Raw genomic sequence first — 24,556 nt, forward strand, 5'->3', positions numbered from 1 at the left:
TGTTTGACGGGCAATCACTTTGATCGCAAGCTTCGGGATGTGGCCGGCCACGAATAGCGGCATCACTTGGGTCCAACCAAGGAGACAGAGATGGCCTACATGATCGAAGGGCTCGACCCGCAAAAGTTCCGGCCGCTGTTTGCGATGGATGCGGGCCAATTACGAGATGCTCGCGCGACTCGCATGGCGGCGGGTGCAGAGGGAAAGTATCCCTGCCGCGTCAGCCTGGAAGACGCTGCGCCCGGCGATGAACTTGCGCTCGTCCATTTCACCAATCACGATGTCGAGACGCCATATCGCAACAGCTTTGCGATCTATGTGCGCGAGGCGGCGTGCGCGCCTGCGAGATACATCGACAGGGTTCCGCCAATCCTTCGCGGGAGGCCGATCTCGCTGCGCTGCTATAGCGAGGCGGGCAATCTTGTCGCCGCAGGGATCGCGCTCGCTGACGATGTCGATGCGCAACTGCGGACGCTCCTGACAATACCTGAAGTCGCCTATATCGACGCGCACAATGCCATGCATGGCTGTTTCGCTGCGCGCATCAACCGCTATGATGGTGGTCACGATGAGTAAGCTCCCCGAAGCCAGCACCGCCTGGGCCGCCGTCCTCCGCCGCGACCGCAGCTTTGACGGGCGCTTTGTCACTGGCGTGCTCACCACGGGCATCTATTGCCGACCGAGCTGCGCTGCCCGCCATCCTTCGCGCCAGAACGTGCGCTTCTTTGCTACCGGGGCCGAGGCGCGCGCGGCAGGCCTCAGGGCGTGCAAGCGCTGCCTGCCCGATGATGTCGGCCGCGACGAGGCCGCGGTGATGGCGGCGATCGAGGAGATCAAGCAGTCGGAAGGAAGCCCTACGCTCGACGAGCTTGCCGCTATCACCGGTTATTCGCCGACGCATTTCCAGCGCGTGTTCAAGCGCGCAACCGGGCTTTCGCCCAATGCCTATGCCAGGGCGCTGCGCGAGGAGCGGGTCCGCGATGCGCTGGGCAATGCAGGGCGGGTGACCGACGCGATCTACGATGCGGGATATGAGGCGCCGAGCCGCTTCTACGAAGACACGAAAGGAAGGCTCGGCATGAGCCCAAGCGACTGGAAGAACGGCGGCAAGGGGCGGGTGATCCGTTGGAAGCAGATCGCAACCTCTCTCGGGCAGATGCTCGTCGCGGCGACCGATCGGGGCGTGTGCTGCCTCAGCTTCAACGAAGGCGAGGCGGAACTGCGCGCCCGTTTTCCCCAGGCCGAACTGGTCGAGGGCTCCGGCGAATTCGCCGCGCTATTCGACCAGGTCGTGGCCGCAGTCGAGGAGCCTGCGCTCGACAACTCGCATATTCCGCTCGACGTTAAGGGCACCGCATTCCAGCAGCGTTGCTGGCAAGCGCTGCGCGAGATCCCAGCGGGGGAGACGCGCAGCTATGGCGAACAGGCCGCTATGCTCGGCAACCCCAAGGCGAGCCGCGCGGTCGGCGGGGCCAACGGCGCCAACAATATCGCTGTGCTGATCCCGTGCCACCGGGTAATCGCCGCAGACGGAACCCTGGGCGGCTATGCCTATGGGCTCGCGATCAAGCAGGAACTCCTCAAGAGGGAGGCGAAATGAGTAACAAGGTCGAGACATTCCGGGCGCTGCATGTCCCCGGCGATCCGCTGGTGCTGTTCAACATCTGGGATGCAGGGAGCGCCCGCGCGGTGGCAGAAGCGGGGGCGAGGGCGATCGCCACCGGCAGCTATGGCGTGGCCGAGGCGCAGGGCTTCAAGGATGGCGAGACCTTTCCGCTCGACCGCGCGCTGGAGGTGCTGGCGGGCGTACTGCGGGTTACGGACCTGCCTGTCTCGATCGACATGGAATCGGGTTACGGCGGAACGGCGGAGGAAGTCGGGCGCTCGGTTGCGCGGGCCTTAGAGGCGGGTGCGGTCGGCATCAATATGGAAGACCGCATGCCGGGCGAGGCCGAACTGATCCCGGTGGAAGAGCAGGCGCGCCGAGTCAGGGCCGCCGCCGATACGGGCATGTTCGTCAATGCGCGCTGCGACGTGTTTCGCGGCCAGCCGGCCGAGGCGCACGGGCCGGAACTGGTCGAGGCGACGCTCGAACGCGGGCGGGCCTATGCCGATGCGGGCGCGGGCAGCCTGTTCGTACCTTTCACGACCAATCGCCAATGCATCGCGGCGATCTGCGAAGGCTCGCCGCTGCCGGTCAACATCATCTGGACCCCGGCCTCGGCGGGGGGCTACGCCAGCCGGCAGGAACTGGCCGAGCTTGGCGCCGCGCGGATCAGCCACGGCCACCGGCCCTGGGCGGCGGCGATGGACTGGCTGGCGGAGGCGGCGAAGCTTGTGCTGGACGGAGATGCGCCGCCCTACGACGCGGGCTGAATCTGGACGCGAAATCCTACTCGATGGAACACATGGAACACGGTCTAAAGGCGAAAAGCCCCTTTCCGTGACTGTAGCGGGGCAAAGTGTCACCCTGCGCGCCGAAGTGTGACTCTACGCGGGGTAGAGTGTCACCTTACATCGCGCGAAGTGTCACCCGCGCATTGCGAAAGTGAGACCCGCGATTGGCGGGTGGTCGGCACCGCGAGATGGCAAAGACAATGGCAAAGAGCGGCATGCACGGTATCGCCTCGCGCCCGTGTAGGAAATGCGCGCACCGCTACACTTCGTCGTTCCCGCGTCGGCGGGAATCCATGGCAAGCCTGCACCGTGGCTAGTCTGGCTCCCCGCTTTCGCGGGGATGACGGCAAATTTGGAGATGTCCGCTAACGACGCGATTGCGGACATTCTGCTTTAGCTAGAACATCACCGATGCAAAGCGATCCAGACCACGACAAGTAAGCCAAGGACCACCAATTCGTACGGGCAAAAATTGCCGACCCGGTAGTATGGCAAGTACTTGTCCAAACCATGCCTATCGATGATGATCTCTGCGAATGCGACCCATGCGAGGAACAGCGTTAGAAGGGAAGAGAACTTCACCAAAAACGGCAGCTGACCGAACTCCATTGTGTCCATTTGTAGAAACCTTTCAGTTGATGGACACCCCAGTTGCCACTTAAAGCACACTTCATGTCAAGCGGGATAGGGATAGGGCAACTTGCCACGAAGTTAGGGGTAAAACCCTCTGCGATTAGGTATTACGAATCCGAGGGCCTGTTGCCGAGGCCGGCCAGGCGGTCCGGCAGGCGTATCTACGATATGGAAGACTTGCTTAGGCTCGAAACGATAATAGCTGGCCGAAAGCTGGGCTTCTCGATTTCGAAATTGCGCGAACTGGCCGATCTCGATCAGGATGGCAGGAAGGAACTTGCGCACGAGCAGGCATTGTTTTTGCGAACTTCCATCGCCGAGCTATCGGTTCTAGCCGACAAGTTGGAAGCGCTTTCCGGTTGCGATTGCTCGACGCAGGCGAAATGCCTGGTCGCCGATATCTAGCGAAGTCCGCTTGCCACCCAAAAGCAGACCTGCACCTCAATCCAGTTTCGGCGGCATTCCCGGTTCGGCCTTGGCCATCGCGCGCTGGTAGGCCTCGCGCTCGCCGATCCGGTTCAGGTACGCCTGCAAATTGGGCATCCCCTCGATGTTCATCCCGCTCATCGCGCGGCTGGTGGTGAGCTGGAAGCCCATCATGATGTCGGCCGTGGTGAGCTGCGACCCGCCGAAATAGTCGGCCTCGCCCAGCCGCTTCTCGACGATCGCCCAGCCTTTCTGCACCCGGTCGGCGACGAAGGGCGGCAGTTCCTTGGCGCCCATGAAGTTCGCCACCAGCGCCATCATGCCGTTGGTCATGAAGGTCGCATTGGCCCAGTGGTAATAGAACAGGTGGTCGGCGAAATCGGGGTGGTTCTTGTCGGGGATCAGCCCGCGGTCGCCATATTGCGCCACGATCCAGTCGATGATCGCGCCGCTCTCGCCAAGCACGAATTCGCCATCGGTGATCACCGGGGCGATGCCCATCGGGTGCAGCGCCTTGTACTCGTCGGGTGCCAACCGGTTGTCCTCGCGGCGGTTGTAGAGCTTGACCTCGTAGTCGATGCCCATTTCCTCGCACAGCCAGACGATGCGTTCGGATTGCGACAGGCGCAGGTGGTGGACGGTCAGCATGGCATGGCTCTCCCTAGGAATATCTCGCCCAACCCTTGCTGGCGGGCGTCAATGAGTCGAGGAATTTCTCCGCGCTCGCCAGATATTCGCGCTGTTTCGCTTCGCCCATCCGGTCCCAATTGGCGTAAATCCGCCCGATCCGGTGGTTGCTTTCGAGCTTGTCGCGGTGGCGATGAATGAAATGCCAGTAGAGCGGGTTGAAGGGGCAGGCGCCGTCGCCGGTCTTCTTTGAGACCGAGTAGCGGCAACCTTTGCAGTAATCGCTCATCTTGTTGATGTAATTGCCCGAGGCGGCATAGGGCTTGGTCGCGAGTATCCCGCCATCGGCATAGAGGATCATGCCGACCACGTTGGGCATTTCGACCCATTCATAGGCATCGGCATAGACCGCGAGATACCAGTCCTGCACCTGGCGCGGGTCGATCCCGGCGAGCAGGGCGAAATTGCCGAGCACCATCAGCCGCTGGATGTGATGGGCATGGGCATTGTCGCGCGTCGAGCGCACGCAATCGGCCATGCAGCGCATGTCGGTTTCGCCGGTCCAGTAGAACTCGGGCAGGCTACGCTGGGCATTGAGCGCATTGCGGCGCTCAAGATCGGGCATGAAGTACCAGTAGAAGCCGCGGACATATTCGCGCCAGCCGATGATCTGGCGGATGAAGCCCTCGACCGAATTGAGCGGCGCCTTGCTATCCCGGTAGGCTTGCTCGGCGCGCTGGCACAGTTCGAGCGGGTCGAGCAGCCCGAGATTGATGCTGGTCGAGAGCATCGAGTGGTAGAGGTCGTCCTGCCCGTGGACCATCGCGTCCTGATAGGGACCGAACTGTTCGATCCGCTCTGCGAAGAAGGCATCGGCGGCTTGCTCGGCCTCGGCGCGGGTGACCGGCCAAGCGAATTTCTCCAGCGAGCCGAAGTGGTCGGGGAATTTCTCCTCGACCAGTTTGATGCAGTCGCGCGTGATTTCGTCGGGTTCGAACAGCGGGCGCGGCGGCGGGGCCAGATCGCCGTCGGGGCTCTCGCGGTTCCGCTTGTCGTAATTCCACTCTCCGCCAGTCGGCTTGCCATCGTCCATCAGCAGGCCGGTTTTCTTGCGCATTTCGCGATAGAAATATTCCATCGTCAGGTGGTCGCGCCCATCGGCCCAGTCGCGAAACTCATCGTGGCTGCACAGGAAGCGGTCGTCGGGGAAGATCTCGACGTCGCAGGCGAACTTGTCGGGCCATTCCTCGAGCGCCTGCAGGACCCGCCATTCGCCCGCCCCGACCACATGGATCGCGCGGGGATCGTGGCGCTCGACCGCGCGCGCGACCTCACCGGTGAAGCTGCCCGAGTTGTCCGCATCGGTCAGCCTGACATAGTCGACGTTCCAACCGGCAGCTGCCAGCTCGGCGGCGAAGTGGCGCATGGCGGAGAAGATCAGCGCGATCTTCTGCTTGTGGTGCTTGACGTAAGTTGCCTCGTCCCAGACCTCCATCAGCAGGATGACGGTGTCGTCCTTCGCGCGCCCGCGCAGGCTCGCGAGCGTGCGGGTCAACTGGTCGCCAAGGATGGGGACGAGGATGGGCTTGTCGGGGGAACCGGGCATTGCTCAACCAATGCCCGGCTGCCCGTTCGGTGCCTCAAAGCCTGGCGATTTCGCCCTTGGCCGCGGCGAATTCCGCCTCGATGGCCTCCGGCCCGAAGCCCGCCTTCTCGACGCGGATGAAGGTCAGATCGTCGACGCCGATGAATTCGAGGAAGGTCTTGAGCAGGCTTTCCTGGTTCTCGGCCATGGTGCCGTTTTCGTAGGCGCCGCCGCGGGCGGAGGCGATCACGACCTTGCGGCCGCCGGCGAGGCCTTCGGGGCCTTTCTCGGAATATTTGAAGGTGACGCCGGGGACGCCGAGGCGGTCGAGCCATGCCTTGAGCTGGCTCGGGATCGAGAAATTGTACATCGGCGCACCGATCACCACCACGTCGGAGGCGAGGAACTCGTCAAGCACGGCGCGCTGGGCGGGATAGGCGGCCCGGACTGCCTCTTCGTGGGTCTCGGTCGGTGTACGGATCGCCTTGGTGGTGATCGGATCGATGTGGGGCAGGGGTTCGGAAACGAGGTCGCGAGTGACGATTTGCGCCTCTGGGTTTTTGGCGGCGTAGTGATCGGTGATCATCTGCGTCAGGCGGCGCGAGATCGACTGTTCGCCGGTCGTGGCGCTATCAATGCGAAGGATTTGCATATTCGGTACTCCATAGTTACTTTCGATAACCTGGAGGCCATATGGATACTGCTACACGGAACGCGCAAGAAGGCACTTTCTTGTCCGATAGGAACACCGGTGTGACCATGCATGTCCCGGACCAGCCCAGTTGCCGCGCGGTGAACGACGTCCTTTCGCGCATTGGCGACAAGTGGTCGGTGCGCGTGGTGATGAGCCTTGCCAGGGGCTCGAAGCGCTTCAACGAATTGCGGCGCGAGATCGACAGCATCTCGCAGCGGATGCTGACCCGCACGCTGCGCGCGCTCGAACGCGACGGGTTGGTCGACCGGACCGTGACGCCCACGGTCCCGCCGCGCGTGGACTACGCGCTTACCTCGCTCGGCGCATCGCTGACCGGGCCGGTTGCGATGCTCGGCGAATGGGCGATGGACAATATCGGGGCGATCGAAACCGCGCGCAGCCAGTTCGACGCGGCCGAGGCAGACGCCTGCTGATCAGACGAAGCTGTAGGGGTCGATATCCACGCCGACGCGGACCCCGGGCGCGAAGTTCTGGGTGCCGATCCAGCGCATGATGATCTTCTGCAATTCGACGCTGCGGCGGGCGTTGACGAGGAATCGATAGCGATAGCGCCCCCGCAGCAGGGCGAGCGGGGCAGGAGCGGGGCCGAGGATCATCAGGTCGTCCTCGTTCGGGCGGCTATCGCCAAGCCGATTGGCGGCCTCGCGCGCCTCCTTGTCATCCTCGGCGGAGATGATGATGGCTGCCCAGCGGCCGAAGGGCGGGGCACCGACCATCCGCCGTGCCTCGGTCTCGGCTTCGTAGAAGGCGTCGCGGTCGCCCTCCGCCAGCGCAGCGATCACCGCGGCGGTCGGGTGTCGGGTCTGGATCAGCACTTCGCCGGGTTTCGAACCGCGCCCTGCGCGTCCGGCGACCTGCGCCACCTGCTGATAGGTGCGCTCGCCCGCGCGCAGGTCTCCGCCCTCGAGGCCGAGGTCGGCATCGACCACGCCCACCAGCGTCAGTTCGGGAAAATGGAAGCCCTTGGTCACGAGCTGGGTGCCGACGATAATGTCGATCGCGCCCGCTTCGGCCTCGGCGATGAACTGCGCGGCGCGTTCGGGCGAATTGAGCGTGTCGGAAGTGGCGATGGCGACGCGCGCTTCGGGAAACAGCTCGGCTACCTCGTCGGCGATGCGCTCGACCCCGGGACCGCAGGCGACGAGGCAATCGGGTTCACCGCATTCGGGGCAGGTCGCAGGCGGCGTCGTCTCGTGCCCGCAGTGATGGCAGGCGAGACGCTGCGAGAGGCGGTGCTCGACCAGCCAGGCGCTGCAATTGGGGCATTTGAAGCGGAACCCGCAATTGCGGCACAGCGTCAGCGGTGCAAAGCCGCGCCGGTTGAGGAACAGCAATGACTGCTCGCCCTTGGCCAGCCGGTCCTCAAGCGCTTCAACCAGTCGCGGGGCGAGCCAGCGACCCGATCCGGGCTTTTCCTCGGTCAGGTCGACAGTGTCGATGCTGGGCAATTCGGCCCCGCCGAACCGGCTCGGCAAATCGAGCTTCTCGTAGATGCCGCTCTCGGCCATCTGCAGGCTCTCGAGTGCAGGCGTGGCGCTGGCGAGCACCACGGGGAAACCTTCGAAGCGCGCACGCATCACCGAAACGTCGCGGGCGTTGTAGCGCACGCCGTCGTCCTGCTTGAAGCTCACCTCGTGCGCCTCGTCGACCACGATCAGGCCGAGGTAGCGATAGGGCAGGAACAGCGCCGAACGCGCACCCACGACGACTTGCGCCGTGCCTTCGCTGATCGCGCGCCAGGCGCGGCGGCGCTCGGTCGATTTCAGCGAGCTGTGCCACAGCACCGGAGGCGCGCCGAAGCGATGCTCGAACCGCTTGAGGAAATTCTCGGTCAGCGCGATTTCGGGCAGCAGCACCAGCACCTGCCGCCCCTGGCGGATCGATTCGGCGACTGGTTCGAAATAGGTTTCGGTCTTGCCCGATCCGGTCACACCGTCGAGCAGGAAGGGCGCGAATTTCCGCGCCCGGACCGCTTCGACCAGCCGGTCGGCGACCTCGCGCTGGTCGGGCGAGAGTTCGGGCAGGTCGTGGTCTGGATCGGCAGGCTCGAACGGGCGGTCGATAGCCACCGTCACCGGCTCGATCGCGCCCTGGCCCACGAGCCCGCGCAAGACGCCCTCCGACACCCCGGCTATCCCCGCCAGCTCGCGAATCGTCGCCTGCTCGCCTTCGAGCGCTGCCATTGCGAGCTCGCGCTGCGGCGTCATCCGCTCCGGCATTCCGCCCGACAGCCGGTATTCGGTCATTGTGGCGGGGCCATTGAGCGCGCCGCCCGAAGAAATCACCATGCGTGCGACTGCGCTCATCGGCGCGCAATAATAGTCGGCAGTCCATTCGACGAGGCGGCGCAGCGGCGCCGACAGCGGCGGCACCGGCATCAGTTCGAGCAGCGGGCGCAGCTTGCTGTCAGGAACGTCGTTTGCAGGAAGCCGTTCTTCCTCCCAAACGATACCCGTGATCTGGCGCGGACCGAGCGGGGCGAGCACGACCGAACCCGGCTCGACCCGCATGCCCTCGGGCACACGGTAGTCGAGCGCGCCGAGCGCGGCGTTGAAAACAAGGAGTCGGACGCGGTTCATCTGCCGCGCCACATATGAGTGCCGCATGGTGGAAACGGCAAGTGAAGGAGAACAGGAAATGTCCCGATTTTTGACCCAGTCCGCCGCCAGACCGATTGGGCGCCGCAGCGTTATTGCCGGTGCGCTGGCGGGTGGCGCCATGCTGGCGCTGCCAGCCTGCAGCAGTCTCCCCGGCTTCAGCTTCACCGATGCGATCCGCCGGATGCTGCTGCTGTCGAGCGAGCGCGCCTTCGCCCGCCTGACCGCGCCGGACGGCTATTGGGACCAGCAGGTCGGACGCGTCGGGCTTGGCAATCTGCTCGGCACGCGCGGCGATGTGCTGACCCGCATCCTCACCTCGGCGCTGTTCAAGGACCGCCTTGAGGACGCCTTTGCCGATATCGCGATCGAGGGATCGGAGCGTGCCGCTCCGGTGGTCGCCGACGCGGTGCGCGTGATCGGCTTCGAGAACGCGGTCGACCTGGTGCGCGGCGGTCCGCGCGCGGCCACCAGCTTCCTGCGCGGCGAAATGGGCGGGCGCTTGATCGAGGCGATGGTGCCCGAGCTTGGTCGCGCGATCGAGATCGCCTCCGACCCGCTCGTCGGCCAGCTGATCGACGCAGCCGCCGGGACGAACATCAGCGGCATCGCCAACCGCCTCGCAGGCAATATCAACGATTCGATCTGGGACGAGATGGGCTTCGAGGAAGAACAGATCCGCGCCAATCCGCGCGAAACGCGCGATCCGGTGATTATCGGCGTGTTCGGCGCGGGAAGCGTGATCTAGTCGGCGCGTAGGAAGTCGATCAGCGGGCGCAGCAATTTTCCGACCGCTTGTTGGCCGTTCTTGTTGAAGAAGCCGAATGTCACGTCGTCGCGATCCTGGCTCGAGAAACTGAACAGCTCGAAGCCGCGTTCCGACCCGTCGACATTGGCTGCGGGCTGGCGAAAGTGGTCGGCATACTGCTTTTCCAGCACTCCGCCATCGGTCACGAAGGCATAGAATTTCAGCAGGTCGCCGAGCGAGGAATACATGCCGCCGCTGCCCTTCACCAGCCAGCTGGTCGGGCCCCAATTGGGGGGAATATTCGGCAATCCGCGCTGTACCCCGCCGCCGACCGCGAAGTCCTCGATCTTGTGATCGCCGCGTTGGCCGTAGCTTCCCGTTTGCCTCATGCCGGCCGGATCGAAGAACTCGGACTGCAGGAATTGCTCGTAGGTCTTGCCGCTCACCCGCTCGACGATCGCGGCCAGCACGCCAAAGGCCCAATGCGAATGCTCCTCTCCAGCACCGGGTGCGAAAAGCAGGGGAATCTCCATCGTGCGGCGCTCGAACTCGCTGCGTTCTATCCATGCCAGGTCGGCGTCCCAGTCGACACCCGGCCGCGCAGGAAAGTCGGGCAGTCCCGATTTGCCGGTCATCATGTGGCGGAGCGTCATCCCGGCGCGGTCGGCAGGCGCTTGGGGGTAGTACTTTGCTAGTGTGTCATCGAGCGAGAGCTGGCCGCGCTGTGCGAGAAGGTAGATCGAGGCAATGGTGAAATCGATCGGTCGCGATCCGATGCCGAAGATCGTATCGACCTGATTGAATCTACCGCTGGCGGGATCTGCCTCGCCAAACGCCTTCTGCAGCAGGACCTCGCCGTCCTTCTTAATGTAGAGAACGCCTGCAAAATCATGTTCCGCATAGATCGCGTCCAGCTGGCTCTCTAGGCCGTCGCTCCGCAGGACAACTTCCTCCGCCTCGGCGCCTTCCGGGGTGCCAGAGGTTTCCACCTCTACCTGCGCAAGCACTGGCTGGGAGAGTACGGCAAGACTGGAAAGACCGATCAGGAAAGCTGTGCGAAATGACATCGAATTCTCCGTCTACAGCTGTAGTTGGGCGTCTTTGCATAAAGGCTGAGGCCCAACGATCAAGGGGTCTGGCGGTCGTTCGTCGGGCTTGGCTACACGCTCGTCGAAGTGCAATTCCCACAAGACTTGGCGCGCAGGCGGGGTGGCCTCGCGCGGCGAGCGCGCTATAGCGTCAGGGAATCGCAAACCCTGACGCTGGAGCGTACCCGCAATGAAATTCTTCGCCGACACCGCCGAAATCGCCGACATCAAGGAGCTGGCGGCGACCGGCCTGCTCGACGGCGTGACCACCAACCCGTCGCTGATCCACAAGTCGGGCCGCGACTTCATGGAAGTGACGAAGGAAATCTGCGCCATCGTCGATGGTCCGGTCTCGGCGGAAGTCGTCGCGCTCGATCACGACACGATGATGAAAGAGGCCGAAGTCCTGCGCAAGATTGCGGACAACGTCTGCATCAAGGTGCCGCTGACGATCGACGGGCTCAAGACCTGCAAGGCGCTGACCGGCGATGGCACCATGGTCAATGTCACGCTGTGTTTCAGCGCCAACCAGGCGCTGCTCGCGGCCAAGGCGGGCGCGACCTTCGTCTCGCCCTTCGTCGGCCGCCATGACGACAATGGCTTCGACGGCATGGAGCTGATCGAGGATATCCGCCTGATCTACGACAACTATTCGTTCGAAACCGAAATCCTCGTCGCGTCGGTCCGCCACGTCACCCACGTCCTGCAGAGCGCCAAGATCGGTGCCGACGTGATGACCGCGCCGCCCAAGGTGATCAAGCAGCTGTTCAACCACGTTCTGACCGACAAGGGGATCGAAGGGTTCCTCAAGGACTGGCAGGCGACGGGGCAGTCGATCGTCTGATTTGCAGGTAGTCGCTTGGCCGAAGAAACTCCTCTCGACAAATTCAAGCAGGCGCTGACCGGCGCCAGCCGCGCGATCGCGCGTGAGGCCGAGGTCGAGATCGCGTGGTGCGCCGATGCTCCTTCACAGAGCGGCAAGAACTTCCGCGTGCCGCTGCCCTCGCGCAACCTGCCGCCCGAGCAGGTGAGCGAGGCGCGGGGTTTCGCCGATAGCTTCGCGCTGCGGCTGCGCCACCACAACGAAGCGCTGCACGGAAGGAACGCCCCGCCCGAACCCACCGCGCGGGCCTGCTACGATGCGATCGAGCGGGCGCGCTACGAGGCGCTCGGCTCCAACAATTTCAGCGGCATTCGCGCCAATCTCGAATCCGCGGTCGAGATGCGCACTGCGTCCGATCCGATCACGCGCGCCGAGAACCAGGGCGAGGTGCCGCTGCAAACCGCCCTGGCCCTGATCGTGCGCGAAAAGCTGACCGGGGCCGCGATCCCCGAACGCGCCCGGGCCGGGGTCGAACTGGTCCGTTCCTATATCGAGGAGCGTGTCGGCGACGATTTCCAGCTGCTGGCCAATTCGCTCGACGACCAGGCGCTGTTCCAGTCGCTCAGCCTCGACATGCTGCAGCAGCTCGACCTGACCCATCCAACCGATGCGCCCGACGAAGCCGACAATGACGACGGCGAGGAGGACGAGGGGCAGGACCAGCAGGACGGCGAGGACGAGGAAAACCAGGGCGAGGGCGAACCCCAGTCCGCCGAAGCCGCAGGCGAAATGTCCGATGGCGAGGCCGACGGCGACGGCGAAGCCGAAGCCTCCGACGAGATGGCCGATGGCGAGCCCGGCGACGAGGGCGATGAAGGCATGATGCCGGTGCGGCCCAACCGGCCGCAGGGCGAGATCCCCGACGGGCTCGACTACCGCGCCTATACCGAGCGTTTCGACGAGGAAATCCCGGCGGATGAGCTGTGCGACAGCGAGGAACTCGACCGGCTGCGCGCCTATCTCGACAGCCAGCTGACCGGCCTGCAGGGCGTGGTGACGCGCCTCGCCAACCGGCTGCAGCGCCGGTTGATGGCGCAGCAGAACCGCAGCTGGGACTTCGACCAGGAAGACGGCATCGTCGATGCCTCGCGCCTGCCGCGCATCATCATCTCGCCCGGCACGGCCATGGCCTACAAGGTCGAGAAGGACGTCGCGTTCAAGGACACGATCGTGACCCTGCTGATCGACAATTCGGGCAGCATGCGCGGGCGACCGATCAGCATCGCCGCGATCAGCGCCGACATTCTTGCGCGCACGCTCGAACGCAGCGGGGTCAAGACCGAGATCCTCGGCTTCACCACCCGCGCGTGGAAGGGCGGTCAGAGCCGCGAACAATGGCTCGCCGACGGCAAGCCGCCCGAGCCGGGTCGGCTCAACGATCTGCGCCACATCATTTACAAGAAGGCCGACGAGCCGTGGCGCCGCGCGCGCCGCAACCTCGGGCTGATGATGCGCGAGGGGCTGCTCAAGGAGAATATCGACGGCGAGGCGCTGATGTGGGCGCACAACCGCCTGATCGGCCGCAAGGAAGACCGTCGCATCCTGATGGTGATCTCCGATGGCGCGCCGGTCGACGACAGCACGCTCAGCGTCAACAGCGCCGGTTATCTGGAGGCGCATTTGCGCAAGGTGATCGACTGGATCGAGAATCGCTCGCCCGTGCAACTGGTCGCCATCGGCATCGGCCACGATGTGACCCGCTATTACCGCCGTGCGGTAACGATCATGGATGTCGAGCAACTCGGCGGGACGATCATCGAGCAGCTCGCCGAACTGTTCGAGGAAGAAAAGGGCCGGCGGAGGTGATGGCTCAAACGGTAACTCTTTGGAGACCCACAGGACCGGAGGAACTTAGGCTTGTCGAGCAATCTGGTTGGAAGGTTTGGCCGCCACGTCTCCCTGAGCAACCGATCTTTTATCCGGTTACAACGGAAGAGTATGCGGTGAAGATCGCGCGTGACTGGAACGTTCCAGCAAGTGGCTCAGGCTACGTAACCCGCTTCGAAGTTAAGAAAGAATTCCTCGACAATTACGAAATTCAGGAAGCCGGCGGCCGCGCGCACTTGGAATACTGGATTCCAGCCGAAGATCTTGAGGATTTCAACGCCGCTATCGTCGGCAAAATTGAAGTGGTTAGGGCTTTTCCGGAATGAACGTCACAGAAGCCGTCGAAACCCGCCGCTCGGTTCGCAAGTTCACCGACCAGCCGGTCGATCGCGAAGTGCTCACGCGCATCCTAGAGAAGGCGCAGCGCGCGCCCTCGGGTGGCAATACGCAGCCGTGGCATGCGGTAGTCTTGACTGGCGAGCCGATGCAGGCGCTGTTCGCCAAGGTCGCCGAACAATTCCCCAAGGGGCGCGCGGCGCACGCGCCCGAGTACCACATCTATCCGCCCGAACTCGATGGCGCCTATGAGGAGCGCCGCTTCGGTGTGGGCGAGGCGCTTTACGCGGCGCTGGAAATCCCGCGCGAGGACAAGGCCAAGCGGCTGATGTGGTTCGCCGAGAATTTCCGCGGTTTCGGCGCGCCGGTGCTGATGCTGATCCACACCCCCAAATACATGGGCCCGCCGCAGTGGTCGGATATCGGCATGTGGTTGCAGACCATCGGCCTGCTGCTGCGCGAGGAAGGGCTCGATTGCTGCTTCCAGGAGGCATGGGCCGTCTATTCGCCGCAGATCCGCGAGGTGGTCGATATCCCCGAGGACCATATTTTCTTCTGCGGGATCGCCATCGGATATCGCGATCCGGATGCGCCGGTGAACACATTCGACGTGCCCCGCGCACCGCTCGAGGAATCGATCCGCTGGGAAGGCTGGGAGTAGGCCATGGCGCACATTGCTCCCGTCGCAGAGGATGACCTGCCCGACGAGATCCGGCCCATTCTCGAAATGGCCCGCGCGCGCATGGGCTTCCTGCCCAATTCCCTGCCGACGATGGCGCATTGGCCGGACCTGCTGAAAGTCTTCTCTCCGATGGCGGTGACAATCCTGCGGTCGGGTGAGCTGGATGTTGGCCTCAAGCAGATGATCGCGGCTGTCACCAGCGCCGCTGCGGGATGCCGTTATTGCCAGGCGCACACATCGCATGGCGCCGCTCATGCCGGGGGCGTCGATTCCGAGAAGGTCGTGCGCGTGTGGGAATACCAGCAGAGCGACCTGTTCAGCGACGCGGAGCGGGCAGCGCTCGATCTTGCACTGGCAGCAGGACAGGTGCCCAATGCTGCCAGCGATGCGCATTTCTCCGCATTGAGACGGCACTTCAGCGAACGCGAGATTGTCGAGATTGTAGCCGTGATCTCGCTGTTCGGTTTTCTCAACCGATGGAACGACACCATGGCGACTGCGCTGGAGGATGAGCCGGCCGCTTTTGCTGCTGCTACCTATGCGCCCGATCAATGGGACCTGGGCAAGCACGGCGCTTGACCCGAAAGCCGCACCGCCGCAAAGCGCGCGCACCATGACCGACGCCGTTCCGCTCAAGCTGTTCAATTCGCTGACCCGCAAACTGGAAGAGTTCCAGCCCGTCCACGAGGGTGAGGCGCGCGTCTATTCCTGCGGGCCGACGGTCTACAATTACCAGCACATCGGCAACATGCGCGCCTATGTCTTCGCCGACACGCTGGGGCGCACGCTCCAGTGGAAGGGCTACAAGCTCACCCATGTCATCAACATCACCGATGTCGGTCATCTGACGTCCGACGCCGATGAGGGCGAGGACAAGATGGAAAAGATGGCGGCGAAGGAGAACAAGTCCGCCTGGGACATCGCGAAATTCTACCAGGAGGATTTCGAGCGCGACCTGGCGCGGCTCAACGTCCAGCCCAAGCAGCATCCGCGCGCGACCGAGTATGTCGCGGCGATGATCGCCTGGGGCGAGCGGATCGCGGACAAGCATTGCTACGAGCTCGACAGCGGGCTCTATTTCGATGTTTCGACCGTCGCGGATTACGGGCGGTTGGCGCGCGCCGTGACCGAGGACGGAGAAGGCAGGATCGACACGGTCGAGGGCAAGCGCAACGCCGCCGACTTCGCGATCTGGCGCAAAACCCCGGACGGCGAAACGCGCCAGATGGAATGGGATTCGCCCTGGGGCCGGGGCGCGCCCGGCTGGCATCTCGAATGCTCGGTCATGGGCGAGGCGCTGCTCGGCTTCCCGTTCGACATCCACACCGGCGGGATCGACCACCGCGAGATCCACCATCCGAACGAGATCGCGCAGAACCAGGCCTATTGCTGCACCAATGGTCTAGACGACGCGCGCAACTCCGGCGCGCGCATCTGGATGCACAACAATTTCCTGATCGAACGCAGCGGCAAGATGTCGAAGAGCGCGGGCGAGTTCCTGCGCCTGCAACTGCTGGTCGACAAGGGCTACCACCCGCTCGCCTATCGTCTGATGTGCCTGCAGGCGCATTATCGCAGCGAGCTCGAATTCAGCTGGGAAGGGCTGGACGCTGCGCTGACCCGGCTGAAGCGGATGGTGATGGCGTTGCGCAAATGGGAAGAGCGCCTTCCCGATACGGACATTCCGGGCGATTGCTGGGAATATGAACGGGTGACGCGCGAACTGGTCGAACGCTTCGATTCCGCGATTTCTTCGGACCTCAACACTGCGGATGCGCTTACCATCTTGGAAGAAGCGTTGGCATTGAAGAAGACTGCACCCGAATGCGTTGTGACCGCGGTTGAGCAACTGGATCGCGTATTTGGCCTCGATCTCGCCCGCCTTTCCCGTGCCGACCTTCGCATCCGTCCCAAGGATGCGCAGATCACCGAGGACGAGATCGAGGACGCGCTGGGCCGTCGCAAGGCCGCGCGCGCCGAGAAGGACTTCGCCACCAGCGACGCCATCCGCGACGAGCTTACCGCCAAGGGCGTCGAAGTGATGGACGGCGATCCGCTCGGCTGGGAGTGGAAACTCGGATGAAGCTCTGGCGCCTGACCCGCGCGCCCTTCGTGGCGCTCGACGGGAAAGGGGCCGAACTGCATGGCGCACGCTACGCGCCGCCGGGGCATCCGGTTGTCAGTCTCGCCAGCGAAGCGGGGCTCGCGGTGCTGGTGGCGCTGCGATACCAGCCCGACGATCTTGCCCTGGCGCCCGACGATTTCGTGCTTGGCTGGACCGAGGTTGACGCGGCTCCGGAACGCGCGCCCGAGCCCGTTGAGGACGCCATTCGCGCCTATGTCGGCGAATGGCTCGACACGCGCCGATCGCTGCTGTGCGCGATCCGGTCGAAAGTGCTGCCCGAGGCTGATGTGATCTATCTCAACCCTCGCCATCCTGAAGCACAACAAGTCCCGCCCTTGACGACGCGCCACTTCAGCTTCGCCGAATGCCTCCACCGGCCTCCCATGCTCGATCGGTTTTCCGGCATCTCCTAGCCTTGCCAAAACCCGCGACGGAGTTAGGATAGTTGCATGTTGCAACCTATTCTTTGGCTCATCCTCGCGGCGATCCATGCCCTGCCGGCGCTTGCATTTTTCCGTCCAGCGGGGCTCTCCCAGCTATACGGTATCGCGGCGGATAACCCGCTCTTCCTGCTCATGCATCATCGTGCCGCGCTTCTTCTCGCGGTGTTCGCGGCCTGCGTCTATGCGGCATTCGTACCAGAGGGCCGGCGTCTGGCCGTGATCGTTGTCGGGATCAGCATGGTCAGCTTCCTTGCGCTCTACTGGATGGCGGGATCGCCTGCAGCGTTGCGGCGGATCGCCTTGGTCGACCTCGCCGGTCTGCCAGTGCTTCTGGCAGTGGCGTGGATGGCATATCGCGGCTAGGACCCAGCCATGACCATTCTCGCGATTTCGGGCCTCATCCGGCCGCTGCTCGAGCCGCGCTTGCCCGCAGGGCTGGACGTGCGCTGGTTCATGACCAAGGAAGAAGCGCTGGAGGCAGTGCCCGAAGCCGAGATCGGCTGGTTCGATATGTACGAGCAGGATGCGATGGCAGCCACGCTGCGCGCCGCTACAAATCTGAAATGGCTCAACTCGATCTACGCGGGCCTCGATTTCCTGCCGATGGACGTGCTGATCGAACGCGGCATCACTGTCACCAACGGTGCGGGCATCAACGCAATTACCATCGCCGAATACGTCGTGATGGGCATGCTCAATATCGCCAAGGGTTATCGCGATGTCGTTCGTGCGCAGGACCGCAAGGAATGGTTGCAGGACTCACCCGGCAAGCGCGAACTCTCGGGTACCAAGGCGCTGCTGCTTGGCTACGGCGCCATCGGCAAGCTGATCAAGCCGCGGCTCGAGGCCTTCGATGTCGAAGTGACGGTTGTGCGGCGCAGCGGCGGGGAGGGTGCGCTCAGGCCCGATGAGTGGCGCGGCAAGCTGGGCGAGTTCGACTGGGTCATCCTCGCCGTTCCGGCCACGCCAGAGACCGAAGCGATGATCGGCGCGAGCGAACTTGCTGCGATGAAGTCGGACGCGGTGGTCGTGAATATCGCGCGCGGCGCGGTGATCGACCAGCCCGCTCTGGTCGAGGCGCTCAAGATCAAGTCGATCGGCGGTGCCTTCCTCGACGTCACCACCCCCGAGCCACTGCCCGCGGATCACGAGCTATGGACGCTCGACAACGCACACATCACCATGCACCTTTCGGGCCGCGCGCAGGACAAGATGTTCATGCGCAGTGCCGAGCGCTTCCTTGAGAACCTCGACCGCTATCTGAAGGGAGAGCCGGTCGGGCCGGTGTTCGATCCGAAATTGGGGTACTAACCCTCAGCTCTCCTCAAGCAGTAACAGCACCACGGTTACCAGCATGCGCGGCTGCGGGTGCAGCAGGTGATCGACTTCGCTGACGCTGGCGTCGGCGACCAGCTGGCCGGAGATCGCAAACTCGTGATCGGGCAGGGCAGCGATGAAGCGCTCGCCCGCCGCGACCGCTGCTGCCCCGTCGAAGTCGAGCGTGAGTGTGTGCCGCGTGCCCGAGAAGGTGATCGAGGCCCAGGCTTTCTCCTCGTGCGAGAGGATGCACGCCTTGGCCTCGGCCAGCGCCAGCAAGGCCTCGCGCAAGCGGTCGGCAGGGGTGCGGCGCGGTCGGAAACGTCGCGCCTTGGTCTCGAATTCGGGGCTGGTGAAGATGTCAGCGCGCATGGGCGAGGTCCTTGTTTTCGAATGCGGCGGGAATGGCGCTGGGGGAGTAGCGGTCCATCCAGCGCCGGATGCGAGCCTCGGTATCGGGGCGGGGTATACGGCCCATCCTCAGGTCGAGCACGAAGCGCGGATCGTGCGCGGCAAGGCGGCCGAACTTGGTGGCAGGCATGTCGTGGGAACGCAGGAAAGCCTCGATGGAACGGATCAGCATAGAACCCCTCTTGGTGACTGAATCGGCACGCGAATCGCTCGCTGTGTTCCCTATTCGTTCCAGCCGAAATCCTACTTGTCTAGGAAAAATCCTATGCTATAGGAAATTTAATCGATGTTGAGGGAATGACATATGGACGATGGCGCGAAGGAGCGGGGAAGGCTCCTCGAACTGGCCGAGAAGAACCGGGCGAGCCTGGCGTCGCTTTCCGCGATGATTGGGCGTAACCCCAGCTATTTGCAGCAGTTTGTGCGCAAGGGCTCGCCGCGCAAGCTTGAGGAACAGGACCGCCGCAAGCTGGCGCAGTTCTTCGGGGTAGATGAAGGGGAACTGGGCGCTCCGCAGGCGGGAACACGGGAAAAATCCTACGGTGCGGCCCTGATTCCTCGCAAGAGTGCCCAATGGATCGACGTCCCGCGGCTCGACATCGGCGCATCCGCCGGCCCTGGCGCGCTCGCGCATTCGGAGGAGGCGTTCGACACCTTCCGTTTCTCGAGCCGCTGGCTACGCGAACAGGGGCTCGAAGGCTCGCAACTTTCATCGATCACGGTTGAGGGCGACAGCATGGAGCCGCTCCTGCGCGATGGCGACGAGATCCTGGTCGATCGTACGCCGCGGCCGTTGCGCGATGGCGTGCATGTTGTGAGGCTGGGCGACACGCTGATGGTGAAACGGGTCGCCTCGCAAGGGGCAGGGCGGCTGGCGTTGCTCTCTCAGAACCTCGCCTATCCGCCGGTCGAAGTGGCAGCCGAGGAGGTCGAGATTATCGGCCGGGTGGTGTGGAAGGCGGGGCGGATATAACCCGATGGCGCTACTCGCGTCCATCAAGCGCAGATCCAGTTGCAGACATCATTCTGCCAAACTTGTGGAGCTTACTGGTGGCACAACAGGCGGGTCGTCGGGTCGTATGTCCTAATCACTGGGGAGATGATCATGACACGACGCAACCTTAAGTTCCTGGGTGCCGCGGCAATTCTGGTGCTCGGCGTTCCGGCCCTCGCCGGGGAAATCACCGGCAACGGCAAATGGACCCCGGTCCATTATGGCAAGGCCAGCTCCGCTTGTGCATTCAGCGGCCTCAACGACACGCCTGAGGACGCGATGGGCTTTACCCAAACCTACGCCAGCTTCGTGCGGGCATTCGGTCGGCCTGCCCCCGGCACGGGCTTTCATCCGGGCATCGCCTGCCGCGGATGACATCGAACGGGGCGCTCCGCTGCCCCTTCTCGGCGGAGCGCTCCTCACCGGCGAAGCTTGACGAACACAGCGTGCTGAAGCATCCCGAAACGATGGAAATGCGCTTGGTCCGCAGCATCACACAACAAACCCGCCCGATATTCGCGGCGGCCAAAGGCGTGTGCGTGCTCTGAAGGCAAGGCTTCCAGACATTGCAACTCTCGCAAACCCCGCCCGGCTGGCGGGGTTTTTCATGTCGGTCGGGCACTATCGACAGGACAAGAGACAATGACCGAATTCCCATCCGACACATCCATCGAAAGCCTCGCCTTGCGCGCGCTCGACCGCTCGCTGCCCAAGCGCGAATGGACCCACGCGGCGCATTTCGCGCTGGCGCTATACCTGCTGCGGCACCGGCCCGACTTGGCCGAGCCTGCCGCCATGCGCGAGGTGATCACCCACCTCAACGAGGCGCATGGCACGCCCAACACCGACAGCGACGGTTATCACCACACGATCACCGTGGCATCGCTGCGCGCGGCGCGGTCGGTGCTTGAGGCACACTCGCCAGACACGGCCCTGAACGCGGTCCTCGGCGACCTGATGGCGAGCCCCTTCGCCCGCCCGGACTGGATCCTCGCCTACTGGTCGCGCGATAGGTTGTTCAGCGTTGGGGCGCGGCGCGACTGGGTGCCGCCCGATCTGCGCCCCATGCCGATCTAGCTGTCGCGGAGGGGAGAGAAGCGGCTTGCAACCGCGAACGCGAGCCGCCATCTCCCGCGCATGACCGAGACGACCGACACCAAGCCACTGCCCCCGATGCGCGCTGCGATCATTCCGGTGACGCCGCTGCAGCAGAACTGTTCGCTGATCTGGTGCACCAGGACCATGAAGGCGGCGCTGGTCGATCCCGGTGGAGATCTCGACCGGCTCAAGGAAGCCGTCGACAAGGTCGGCGTGACGCTGGAGAAGCTGCTCGTCACGCACGGCCACATCGATCATTGCGGGCAAACCGGCATCCTCGCCGAGGAGTTGGGCCTGCCGATCGAGGGGCCGCATGAAGACGACCGCTTCTGGATCGCGCGGCTCGACGATGATGGCGCGCGCTACGGCATCAATGGCAAGACCTTCGAGCCCGATCGCTGGCTGGTCGATGGCGACACGGTGACGGTGGGCGAGCTGACGCTCGAGGTGATCCATTGCCCCGGCCACACCCCCGGACATGTCGTGTTCTTCCACCGGCCGAGCAATTTCGCGATCGTTGGCGACGTGCTGTTCCAGGGGAGTATCGGGCGCACCGATTTCCCCCTCGGCAATCACCAGGACCTGATCGATTCGATCACCAAGAAGCTGTGGCCGCTGGGCGAGGGCGTGACCTTTATCCCGGGCCACGGCCCCACCAGCACTTTCGGCCAGGAACGCAAGACCAACGCCTTCGTCAGCGATTACGCGCTTTCCTGAGACCTACCCGCCCGACGGCGCATACGGATCACGTAGTCGCTACATTACTCCGAGTAGGATCAGCACCGCGACGATCGCGAGGCCAAGCAGTGTGAGCATGGTCACGAGGATGCCGACGCCGCGCAGCTTGCTGAAGGATTCCGAATCCATTCCGAATCCGTGCGCCACGCGGGCGAGCATATAGACGCCGGCGACATAGGGCAGCCACACCGCGCCTCTGCCGGCCAGTTCGATCACGCCGATCAGGATCAGGACAAAAGGGGTGTATTCGACGAAGTTGAGATGGGCGCGCATGCGCCGCGTCAACGGACCACCGCCATCGTCGCCATGGATCTTCTTGGTCTGGCCGCGCATCTGCCCGACGCGCATGGCGAGCCACAGGTTGATGATGCCGGCTGCGGCGGCGGCGCTCAGCGTAACTGGCAGGATGACGTTCATACGGGTTCCCCTCCTCTTGGTGGGTGAATTGCTACCTGTGACGCCTATGGGTTGCAACGGGCGAATTTTGCTCTATAGCGCGCGGCTTCCCGCCAATGCCGGGTCAAGAATCGCGCACATGCACTTGTGCGCTTTTCGACCTTGTCCTAGAGCGGCCCACAAATTGATTGATTTATTTGAGGAACAGGTGCCGAGATGGCTGTCCCCAAGAGAAAAGTATCGCCCCACCGCCGTGGCAATCGTCGCGCGCATGATTCGCTGAAGGTCGAAGCTCATCACGAATGCTCGAACTGCGGTGAGCTCAAGCGCCCGCACAATCTTTGCCCGCACTGCGGTTATTACAACGGTCGCGAGGTTGTCGCGGTCGGCCTTTAATCGACTGCAATTGCTGGAGAACCTGGGATGAGCCTGCCGCGTATCGCCGTTGATGCGATGGGCGGCGATGAAGGCGTGCGCGTCATGGTCGAAGGCGCCGCACTCGCGCGCCGTCGTCACGACAAGTTCCAGTTCCTGCTGGTGGGTGACGAGACGCGGATCAAGGCCGCGCTCGAAAACCATCCCAACATGCGCGGCGCGTCCGAAATCCTCCATTGCGAGGATGTCGTGGGCGGTGACGAACTGCCCAGCCGCGCGCTCCGCCGGTCCAAGACCACTTCGATGGGGCTAGCGGTCAACGCCGTAAAGCAAGGCGATGCCGGTGCCGCGGTAAGCGCCGGGAACACCGGCGCGCTGATGGCGATGAGCAAGCTCGCGCTCCGCACCATGCCCGGGATTGACCGTCCTGCGCTGGCAGCGCTGCTCCCCACCCTCGAAGAACACGACGTGATCATGCTCGACCTCGGTGCCAATACCGAGGCCGACGCGCGCAACCTGGTGCAGTTCGCGGTGATGGGAGCGGCCTATTCGCGCATCGTCAACGGGTTCGAGAATCCGCGCGTGCGCCTGCTCAACATCGGCACCGAAGAGATCAAGGGCACCGAGGCTCTGCGCGATGCTGCGGCCCAATTGCAGCGCGCGACCCGGCTGGAGCTGCAGTTCGACGGCTTCGTCGAGAGCGACAAGATCAACCGCGGTGAAGTGGATGTCGTGGTGACCGACGGATTCTCGGGCAATATCGCGCTCAAGGCGATCGAGGGGACAGCGCGCTTCGTGACCGACCTTCTGCGGACCGCCTTCACCAGCTCGCTGCGCTCGAAAATCGGCTTCCTCGTGTCGCGCCCTGCGACCGAGCTGCTCAAGCATCATCTCGACCCCAACAATCACAATGGCGCGGTTTTCCTCGGTCTCAACGGGGTGGTGGTGAAGAGCCACGGCAGCGCGACCGCCAAGGGCGTGGCCAATGCGGTCGAGGTCGCGGCGCGCCTGCTCGAAGACGACATCACCAATCGCATCGCGCAGGATCTTGCCGCGCTCGGCAATGGCGACGAGCCTGGTGCGAGCGAAGACACGGACGAGGCAGCCGAGTGATCCGCTCCTTCATACGGGGAAGCGGCTCGGCGCTGCCACAGCGCTGCGTCAGCAATGACGAGTTGGCGGCCGAGGTCGATACCAGCGATGAATGGATCGTCGAGCGCACCGGTATCCGGCAGCGCTATATCGCGGGCGAGGGCGAAACCACCGCCACGCTCGCGACCGAGGCGGCCAGGCAGGCCTGCGCCGATGCCGGCGTCGATCCGCAATCGATCGAACTGATCGTTCTCGCCACGGCGACGCCCGACAACACCTTCCCGGCGACGGCGACCAAGGTTCAGGATGCGCTCGGCTGCAACGGCGGAATCGCCTTCGACGTGGCGGCGGTGTGCTCGGGCTTTCTCTACGCGTTGGCGACAGCCGATTCGATGCTTCGCACGGGCATGGCCAAACGGGCACTGGTGATCGGTGCCGAGACTTTCAGCCGCATTCTCGACTGGGAAGACCGCACCACCTGCGTCCTGTTCGGCGACGGCGCCGGGGCGATCGTGCTCGAGGCCGAAGATACCGATCAGGCCGATACGGGGGTCATCGCGACCCGGCTTCATGCCGATGGCGCGCAACACGACCTGCTCTATGTCGATGGCGGTCCGTCCACCACGCAAAGCACCGGCCATGTCCGCATGAAGGGCCGCGAGGTGTTCCGCCACGCGGTGGTGAATCTGGCCGAGGTTTTGGGCGAAGTCATTGAAGATTCAGGACTTACCGTGGGGGATATCGACTGGGTCGTACCCCATCAGGCGAACAAGCGGATCCTCGACGCAACGGCCAGGAAGCTCGGCATTGCAGAGGATAAGGTGATCGTGACGGTCGACCGTCACGCCAACACCTCTGCCGCCTCGGTGCCGCTGGCCTTCGACACCGCGCGCAAGGATGGGCGGATCAAGCCGGGCGACCTCGTAATGTTCGAAGCGATGGGCGGAGGGTTCACCTGGGGGGCCAGTCTCGCCCGGGTGTGAATAAATTCACGCTCTACATTGCAACTAAGTTGCTAAATTG

General features: G+C 63.8%; 30 protein-coding genes. 22 read left to right on the forward strand and 8 right to left on the reverse strand.

Annotated features, from left to right (window positions below; translation table 11 throughout):
• Window positions 1-90 precede the first annotated feature (90 nt).
• The 4 genes from P7228_RS10975 to P7228_RS10990 all read left to right on the forward strand — a co-directional run bounded on the left by P7228_RS10975 (window position 91) and on the right by P7228_RS10990 (window position 3,435).
• A complete protein-coding gene (locus P7228_RS10975) occupies window positions 91-576 on the forward strand; it encodes a DUF1203 domain-containing protein (RefSeq protein WP_278015284.1) in 486 nt (161 codons plus the stop codon).
• Complete coding sequence (locus P7228_RS10980) at window positions 569-1,600, forward strand: bifunctional transcriptional activator/DNA repair enzyme AdaA (protein WP_278015285.1); 1,032 nt, start codon at window positions 569-571, stop codon at window positions 1,598-1,600. The genes P7228_RS10975 and P7228_RS10980 overlap by 8 nt, the downstream gene beginning before the upstream one ends.
• Entirely contained in the window at window positions 1,597-2,376 is a 780-nt protein-coding gene (locus tag P7228_RS10985; RefSeq protein ID WP_278015286.1) for an isocitrate lyase/PEP mutase family protein, read from the forward strand. Before P7228_RS10980 ends, P7228_RS10985 begins: the two co-directional genes overlap by 4 nt.
• 693 nt (window positions 2,377-3,069) lie before the next feature.
• Window positions 3,070-3,435 carry a helix-turn-helix domain-containing protein gene (locus tag P7228_RS10990; RefSeq protein WP_278017755.1) on the forward strand — a complete coding sequence of 122 codons (366 nt, stop codon included), beginning with the start codon at window positions 3,070-3,072 and terminating at the stop codon, window positions 3,433-3,435.
• Between the two features lie 36 nt (window positions 3,436-3,471).
• Here P7228_RS10990 and P7228_RS10995 read toward each other — a convergent pair whose 3' ends face one another.
• Genes P7228_RS10995 through P7228_RS11005 form a run of 3 tightly spaced genes read right to left on the reverse strand, consistent with a single transcriptional unit; the run spans window position 3,472 to window position 6,320 of the window.
• On the reverse strand, window positions 3,472-4,104 hold the full coding sequence (locus P7228_RS10995) for a glutathione S-transferase family protein (RefSeq protein WP_278015287.1): 633 nt from the start codon (window positions 4,102-4,104) through the stop codon (window positions 3,472-3,474).
• A gap of 13 nt (window positions 4,105-4,117) precedes the next feature.
• Window positions 4,118-5,689 carry a cryptochrome/photolyase family protein gene (locus P7228_RS11000; RefSeq protein ID WP_278015288.1) on the reverse strand — a complete coding sequence of 524 codons (1,572 nt, stop codon included), beginning with the start codon at window positions 5,687-5,689 and terminating at the stop codon, window positions 4,118-4,120.
• A 34-nt stretch (window positions 5,690-5,723) separates the two neighbouring features.
• Window positions 5,724-6,320 carry an FMN-dependent NADH-azoreductase gene (locus P7228_RS11005; RefSeq protein WP_278015289.1) on the reverse strand — a complete coding sequence of 199 codons (597 nt, stop codon included), beginning with the start codon at window positions 6,318-6,320 and terminating at the stop codon, window positions 5,724-5,726.
• 80 nt (window positions 6,321-6,400) lie between these two features.
• On the opposite strand from P7228_RS11005, the gene P7228_RS11010 reads away from it, so the two are divergent.
• Window positions 6,401-6,796, forward strand: a complete 396-nt coding sequence (locus P7228_RS11010) for a winged helix-turn-helix transcriptional regulator (RefSeq protein ID WP_347402837.1) — start codon at window positions 6,401-6,403, stop codon at window positions 6,794-6,796.
• On the opposite strand, the gene P7228_RS11015 is transcribed toward P7228_RS11010, so the two are convergent.
• The gene (locus P7228_RS11015) at window positions 6,797-8,962 is read right to left on the reverse strand and encodes a primosomal protein N' (RefSeq protein ID WP_278015290.1); all 2,166 of its coding nucleotides are present in this window, start codon (window positions 8,960-8,962) and stop codon (window positions 6,797-6,799) included.
• Between the two features lie 58 nt (window positions 8,963-9,020).
• On the opposite strand from P7228_RS11015, the gene P7228_RS11020 reads away from it, so the two are divergent.
• Complete coding sequence (locus P7228_RS11020) at window positions 9,021-9,728, forward strand: DUF4197 domain-containing protein (RefSeq protein ID WP_278015291.1); 708 nt, start codon at window positions 9,021-9,023, stop codon at window positions 9,726-9,728.
• Here the strand turns inward: P7228_RS11020 and P7228_RS11025 are convergent.
• Complete coding sequence (locus P7228_RS11025; RefSeq protein ID WP_278015292.1) at window positions 9,725-10,795, reverse strand: serine hydrolase domain-containing protein; 1,071 nt, start codon at window positions 10,793-10,795, stop codon at window positions 9,725-9,727. The genes P7228_RS11020 and P7228_RS11025 overlap by 4 nt on opposite strands.
• Window positions 10,796-11,006: 211 nt before the next feature.
• Between P7228_RS11025 and fsa the strand changes: the two genes are divergently transcribed.
• The 9 genes from fsa to P7228_RS11070 are packed head-to-tail and all read left to right on the forward strand — an operon-like array spanning window position 11,007 to window position 18,423.
• Window positions 11,007-11,660 carry a fructose-6-phosphate aldolase gene (fsa, locus tag P7228_RS11030; RefSeq protein WP_278015293.1) on the forward strand — a complete coding sequence of 218 codons (654 nt, stop codon included), beginning with the start codon at window positions 11,007-11,009 and terminating at the stop codon, window positions 11,658-11,660.
• 15 nt (window positions 11,661-11,675) lie between these two features.
• Window positions 11,676-13,505 carry a cobaltochelatase subunit CobT gene (gene cobT, locus P7228_RS11035; protein ID WP_278015294.1) on the forward strand — a complete coding sequence of 610 codons (1,830 nt, stop codon included), beginning with the start codon at window positions 11,676-11,678 and terminating at the stop codon, window positions 13,503-13,505.
• Entirely contained in the window at window positions 13,505-13,852 is a 348-nt protein-coding gene (locus P7228_RS11040) for a hypothetical protein (RefSeq protein ID WP_278015295.1), read from the forward strand. Before cobT ends, P7228_RS11040 begins: the two co-directional genes overlap by 1 nt.
• On the forward strand, window positions 13,849-14,523 hold the full coding sequence (locus P7228_RS11045) for a nitroreductase (RefSeq protein ID WP_278015296.1): 675 nt from the start codon (window positions 13,849-13,851) through the stop codon (window positions 14,521-14,523). Before P7228_RS11040 ends, P7228_RS11045 begins: the two co-directional genes overlap by 4 nt.
• Window positions 14,524-14,526: 3 nt before the next feature.
• The gene (locus tag P7228_RS11050) at window positions 14,527-15,123 is read left to right on the forward strand and encodes a carboxymuconolactone decarboxylase family protein (protein WP_278015297.1); all 597 of its coding nucleotides are present in this window, start codon (window positions 14,527-14,529) and stop codon (window positions 15,121-15,123) included.
• Between the two features lie 34 nt (window positions 15,124-15,157).
• Window positions 15,158-16,627 (forward strand): cysteine--tRNA ligase, encoded by a 1,470-nt coding sequence (gene cysS / locus P7228_RS11055; protein WP_278015298.1) that lies wholly within the window; start codon window positions 15,158-15,160, stop codon window positions 16,625-16,627.
• A complete protein-coding gene (locus P7228_RS11060) occupies window positions 16,624-17,082 on the forward strand; it encodes an RES family NAD+ phosphorylase (protein WP_278015299.1) in 459 nt (152 codons plus the stop codon). Before cysS ends, P7228_RS11060 begins: the two co-directional genes overlap by 4 nt.
• Before the next feature lie 36 nt (window positions 17,083-17,118).
• Complete coding sequence (locus tag P7228_RS11065; protein ID WP_278015300.1) at window positions 17,119-17,475, forward strand: hypothetical protein; 357 nt, start codon at window positions 17,119-17,121, stop codon at window positions 17,473-17,475.
• A 9-nt stretch (window positions 17,476-17,484) separates the two neighbouring features.
• On the forward strand, window positions 17,485-18,423 hold the full coding sequence (locus P7228_RS11070; RefSeq protein WP_278015301.1) for a D-2-hydroxyacid dehydrogenase: 939 nt from the start codon (window positions 17,485-17,487) through the stop codon (window positions 18,421-18,423).
• Window positions 18,424-18,426: 3 nt separating this feature from the next.
• Here the strand turns inward: P7228_RS11070 and P7228_RS11075 are convergent, their stop codons facing one another.
• Together P7228_RS11075 and P7228_RS11080 are read right to left on the reverse strand one after the other, a co-directional pair.
• On the reverse strand, window positions 18,427-18,801 hold the full coding sequence (locus tag P7228_RS11075; protein ID WP_278015302.1) for a hypothetical protein: 375 nt from the start codon (window positions 18,799-18,801) through the stop codon (window positions 18,427-18,429).
• Window positions 18,791-19,012, reverse strand: a complete 222-nt coding sequence (locus tag P7228_RS11080) for a hypothetical protein (protein WP_278015303.1) — start codon at window positions 19,010-19,012, stop codon at window positions 18,791-18,793. The genes P7228_RS11075 and P7228_RS11080 overlap by 11 nt, the downstream gene beginning before the upstream one ends.
• 132 nt (window positions 19,013-19,144) lie before the next feature.
• Between P7228_RS11080 and P7228_RS11085 the strand changes: the two genes are divergently transcribed.
• The 4 genes from P7228_RS11085 to P7228_RS11100 all read left to right on the forward strand — a co-directional run bounded on the left by P7228_RS11085 (window position 19,145) and on the right by P7228_RS11100 (window position 21,649).
• Window positions 19,145-19,813, forward strand: a complete 669-nt coding sequence (locus P7228_RS11085) for a S24 family peptidase (RefSeq protein ID WP_278015304.1) — start codon at window positions 19,145-19,147, stop codon at window positions 19,811-19,813.
• Window positions 19,814-19,945: 132 nt separating this feature from the next.
• Window positions 19,946-20,209 (forward strand): hypothetical protein, encoded by a 264-nt coding sequence (locus P7228_RS11090; RefSeq protein ID WP_278015305.1) that lies wholly within the window; start codon window positions 19,946-19,948, stop codon window positions 20,207-20,209.
• 267 nt (window positions 20,210-20,476) lie between these two features.
• Window positions 20,477-20,911, forward strand: a complete 435-nt coding sequence (locus tag P7228_RS11095) for a hypothetical protein (RefSeq protein WP_278015306.1) — start codon at window positions 20,477-20,479, stop codon at window positions 20,909-20,911.
• 96 nt (window positions 20,912-21,007) lie between these two features.
• Window positions 21,008-21,649, forward strand: coding sequence for an MBL fold metallo-hydrolase (locus P7228_RS11100; protein WP_430732514.1), 642 nt, complete (start codon window positions 21,008-21,010; stop codon window positions 21,647-21,649).
• A gap of 39 nt (window positions 21,650-21,688) precedes the next feature.
• Here P7228_RS11100 and P7228_RS11105 read toward each other — a convergent pair whose 3' ends face one another.
• Window positions 21,689-22,087: an MAPEG family protein gene (locus tag P7228_RS11105; RefSeq protein WP_278015308.1), complete on the reverse strand. Its 399-nt coding sequence runs from the start codon at window positions 22,085-22,087 to the stop codon at window positions 21,689-21,691.
• Between the two features lie 195 nt (window positions 22,088-22,282).
• Between P7228_RS11105 and rpmF the strand changes: the two genes are divergently transcribed.
• From rpmF to P7228_RS11120, 3 genes are read left to right on the forward strand one after another with little or no spacing between them, the layout of a single operon-like run.
• Window positions 22,283-22,462 (forward strand): 50S ribosomal protein L32, encoded by a 180-nt coding sequence (gene rpmF / locus P7228_RS11110; RefSeq protein WP_152435052.1) that lies wholly within the window; start codon window positions 22,283-22,285, stop codon window positions 22,460-22,462.
• 27 nt (window positions 22,463-22,489) lie between these two features.
• Window positions 22,490-23,554 carry a phosphate acyltransferase PlsX gene (gene plsX / locus P7228_RS11115; RefSeq protein WP_278015309.1) on the forward strand — a complete coding sequence of 355 codons (1,065 nt, stop codon included), beginning with the start codon at window positions 22,490-22,492 and terminating at the stop codon, window positions 23,552-23,554.
• On the forward strand, window positions 23,551-24,516 hold the full coding sequence (locus P7228_RS11120) for a beta-ketoacyl-ACP synthase III (protein ID WP_278015310.1): 966 nt from the start codon (window positions 23,551-23,553) through the stop codon (window positions 24,514-24,516). The genes plsX and P7228_RS11120 overlap by 4 nt, the downstream gene beginning before the upstream one ends.
• Window positions 24,517-24,556: the final 40 nt, after the last annotated feature.

This window comes from Altererythrobacter sp. CAU 1644 (assembly GCF_029623755.1).
Classification (GTDB): Bacteria; Pseudomonadota; Alphaproteobacteria; order Sphingomonadales; family Sphingomonadaceae; genus Erythrobacter; species Erythrobacter arenosus.

Bases quoted from the DNA above. Each gene is read 5' to 3' on its own strand.
- P7228_RS10975 (WP_278015284.1), top strand. From the start codon at position 91: ATGGCCTACATGATCGAAGGGCTCGACCCGCAAAAGTTCCGGCCGCTG.
- P7228_RS10980 (WP_278015285.1), top strand. From the start codon at position 569: ATGAGTAAGCTCCCCGAAGCCAGCACCGCCTGGGCCGCCGTCCTCCGC.
- P7228_RS10985 (WP_278015286.1), top strand. From the start codon at position 1,597: ATGAGTAACAAGGTCGAGACATTCCGGGCGCTGCATGTCCCCGGCGAT.
- P7228_RS10990 (WP_278017755.1), top strand. From the start codon at position 3,070: ATGTCAAGCGGGATAGGGATAGGGCAACTTGCCACGAAGTTAGGGGTA.
- P7228_RS10995 (WP_278015287.1), bottom strand. From the start codon at position 4,104: ATGCTGACCGTCCACCACCTGCGCCTGTCGCAATCCGAACGCATCGTC.
- P7228_RS11000 (WP_278015288.1), bottom strand. From the start codon at position 5,689: ATGCCCGGTTCCCCCGACAAGCCCATCCTCGTCCCCATCCTTGGCGAC.
- P7228_RS11005 (WP_278015289.1), bottom strand. From the start codon at position 6,320: ATGCAAATCCTTCGCATTGATAGCGCCACGACCGGCGAACAGTCGATC.
- P7228_RS11015 (WP_278015290.1), bottom strand. From the start codon at position 8,962: ATGAACCGCGTCCGACTCCTTGTTTTCAACGCCGCGCTCGGCGCGCTC.
- P7228_RS11020 (WP_278015291.1), top strand. From the start codon at position 9,021: ATGTCCCGATTTTTGACCCAGTCCGCCGCCAGACCGATTGGGCGCCGC.
- P7228_RS11025 (WP_278015292.1), bottom strand. From the start codon at position 10,795: ATGTCATTTCGCACAGCTTTCCTGATCGGTCTTTCCAGTCTTGCCGTA.
- fsa (WP_278015293.1), top strand. From the start codon at position 11,007: ATGAAATTCTTCGCCGACACCGCCGAAATCGCCGACATCAAGGAGCTG.
- P7228_RS11040 (WP_278015295.1), top strand. From the start codon at position 13,505: ATGGCTCAAACGGTAACTCTTTGGAGACCCACAGGACCGGAGGAACTT.
- P7228_RS11045 (WP_278015296.1), top strand. From the start codon at position 13,849: ATGAACGTCACAGAAGCCGTCGAAACCCGCCGCTCGGTTCGCAAGTTC.
- P7228_RS11050 (WP_278015297.1), top strand. From the start codon at position 14,527: ATGGCGCACATTGCTCCCGTCGCAGAGGATGACCTGCCCGACGAGATC.
- cysS (WP_278015298.1), top strand. From the start codon at position 15,158: ATGACCGACGCCGTTCCGCTCAAGCTGTTCAATTCGCTGACCCGCAAA.
- P7228_RS11060 (WP_278015299.1), top strand. From the start codon at position 16,624: ATGAAGCTCTGGCGCCTGACCCGCGCGCCCTTCGTGGCGCTCGACGGG.
- P7228_RS11065 (WP_278015300.1), top strand. From the start codon at position 17,119: ATGTTGCAACCTATTCTTTGGCTCATCCTCGCGGCGATCCATGCCCTG.
- P7228_RS11070 (WP_278015301.1), top strand. From the start codon at position 17,485: ATGACCATTCTCGCGATTTCGGGCCTCATCCGGCCGCTGCTCGAGCCG.
- P7228_RS11075 (WP_278015302.1), bottom strand. From the start codon at position 18,801: ATGCGCGCTGACATCTTCACCAGCCCCGAATTCGAGACCAAGGCGCGA.
- P7228_RS11080 (WP_278015303.1), bottom strand. From the start codon at position 19,012: ATGCTGATCCGTTCCATCGAGGCTTTCCTGCGTTCCCACGACATGCCT.
- P7228_RS11085 (WP_278015304.1), top strand. From the start codon at position 19,145: ATGGACGATGGCGCGAAGGAGCGGGGAAGGCTCCTCGAACTGGCCGAG.
- P7228_RS11090 (WP_278015305.1), top strand. From the start codon at position 19,946: ATGACACGACGCAACCTTAAGTTCCTGGGTGCCGCGGCAATTCTGGTG.
- P7228_RS11095 (WP_278015306.1), top strand. From the start codon at position 20,477: ATGACCGAATTCCCATCCGACACATCCATCGAAAGCCTCGCCTTGCGC.
- P7228_RS11100 (WP_430732514.1), top strand. From the start codon at position 21,008: ATGCGCGCTGCGATCATTCCGGTGACGCCGCTGCAGCAGAACTGTTCG.
- P7228_RS11105 (WP_278015308.1), bottom strand. From the start codon at position 22,087: ATGAACGTCATCCTGCCAGTTACGCTGAGCGCCGCCGCCGCAGCCGGC.
- rpmF (WP_152435052.1), top strand. From the start codon at position 22,283: ATGGCTGTCCCCAAGAGAAAAGTATCGCCCCACCGCCGTGGCAATCGT.
- plsX (WP_278015309.1), top strand. From the start codon at position 22,490: ATGAGCCTGCCGCGTATCGCCGTTGATGCGATGGGCGGCGATGAAGGC.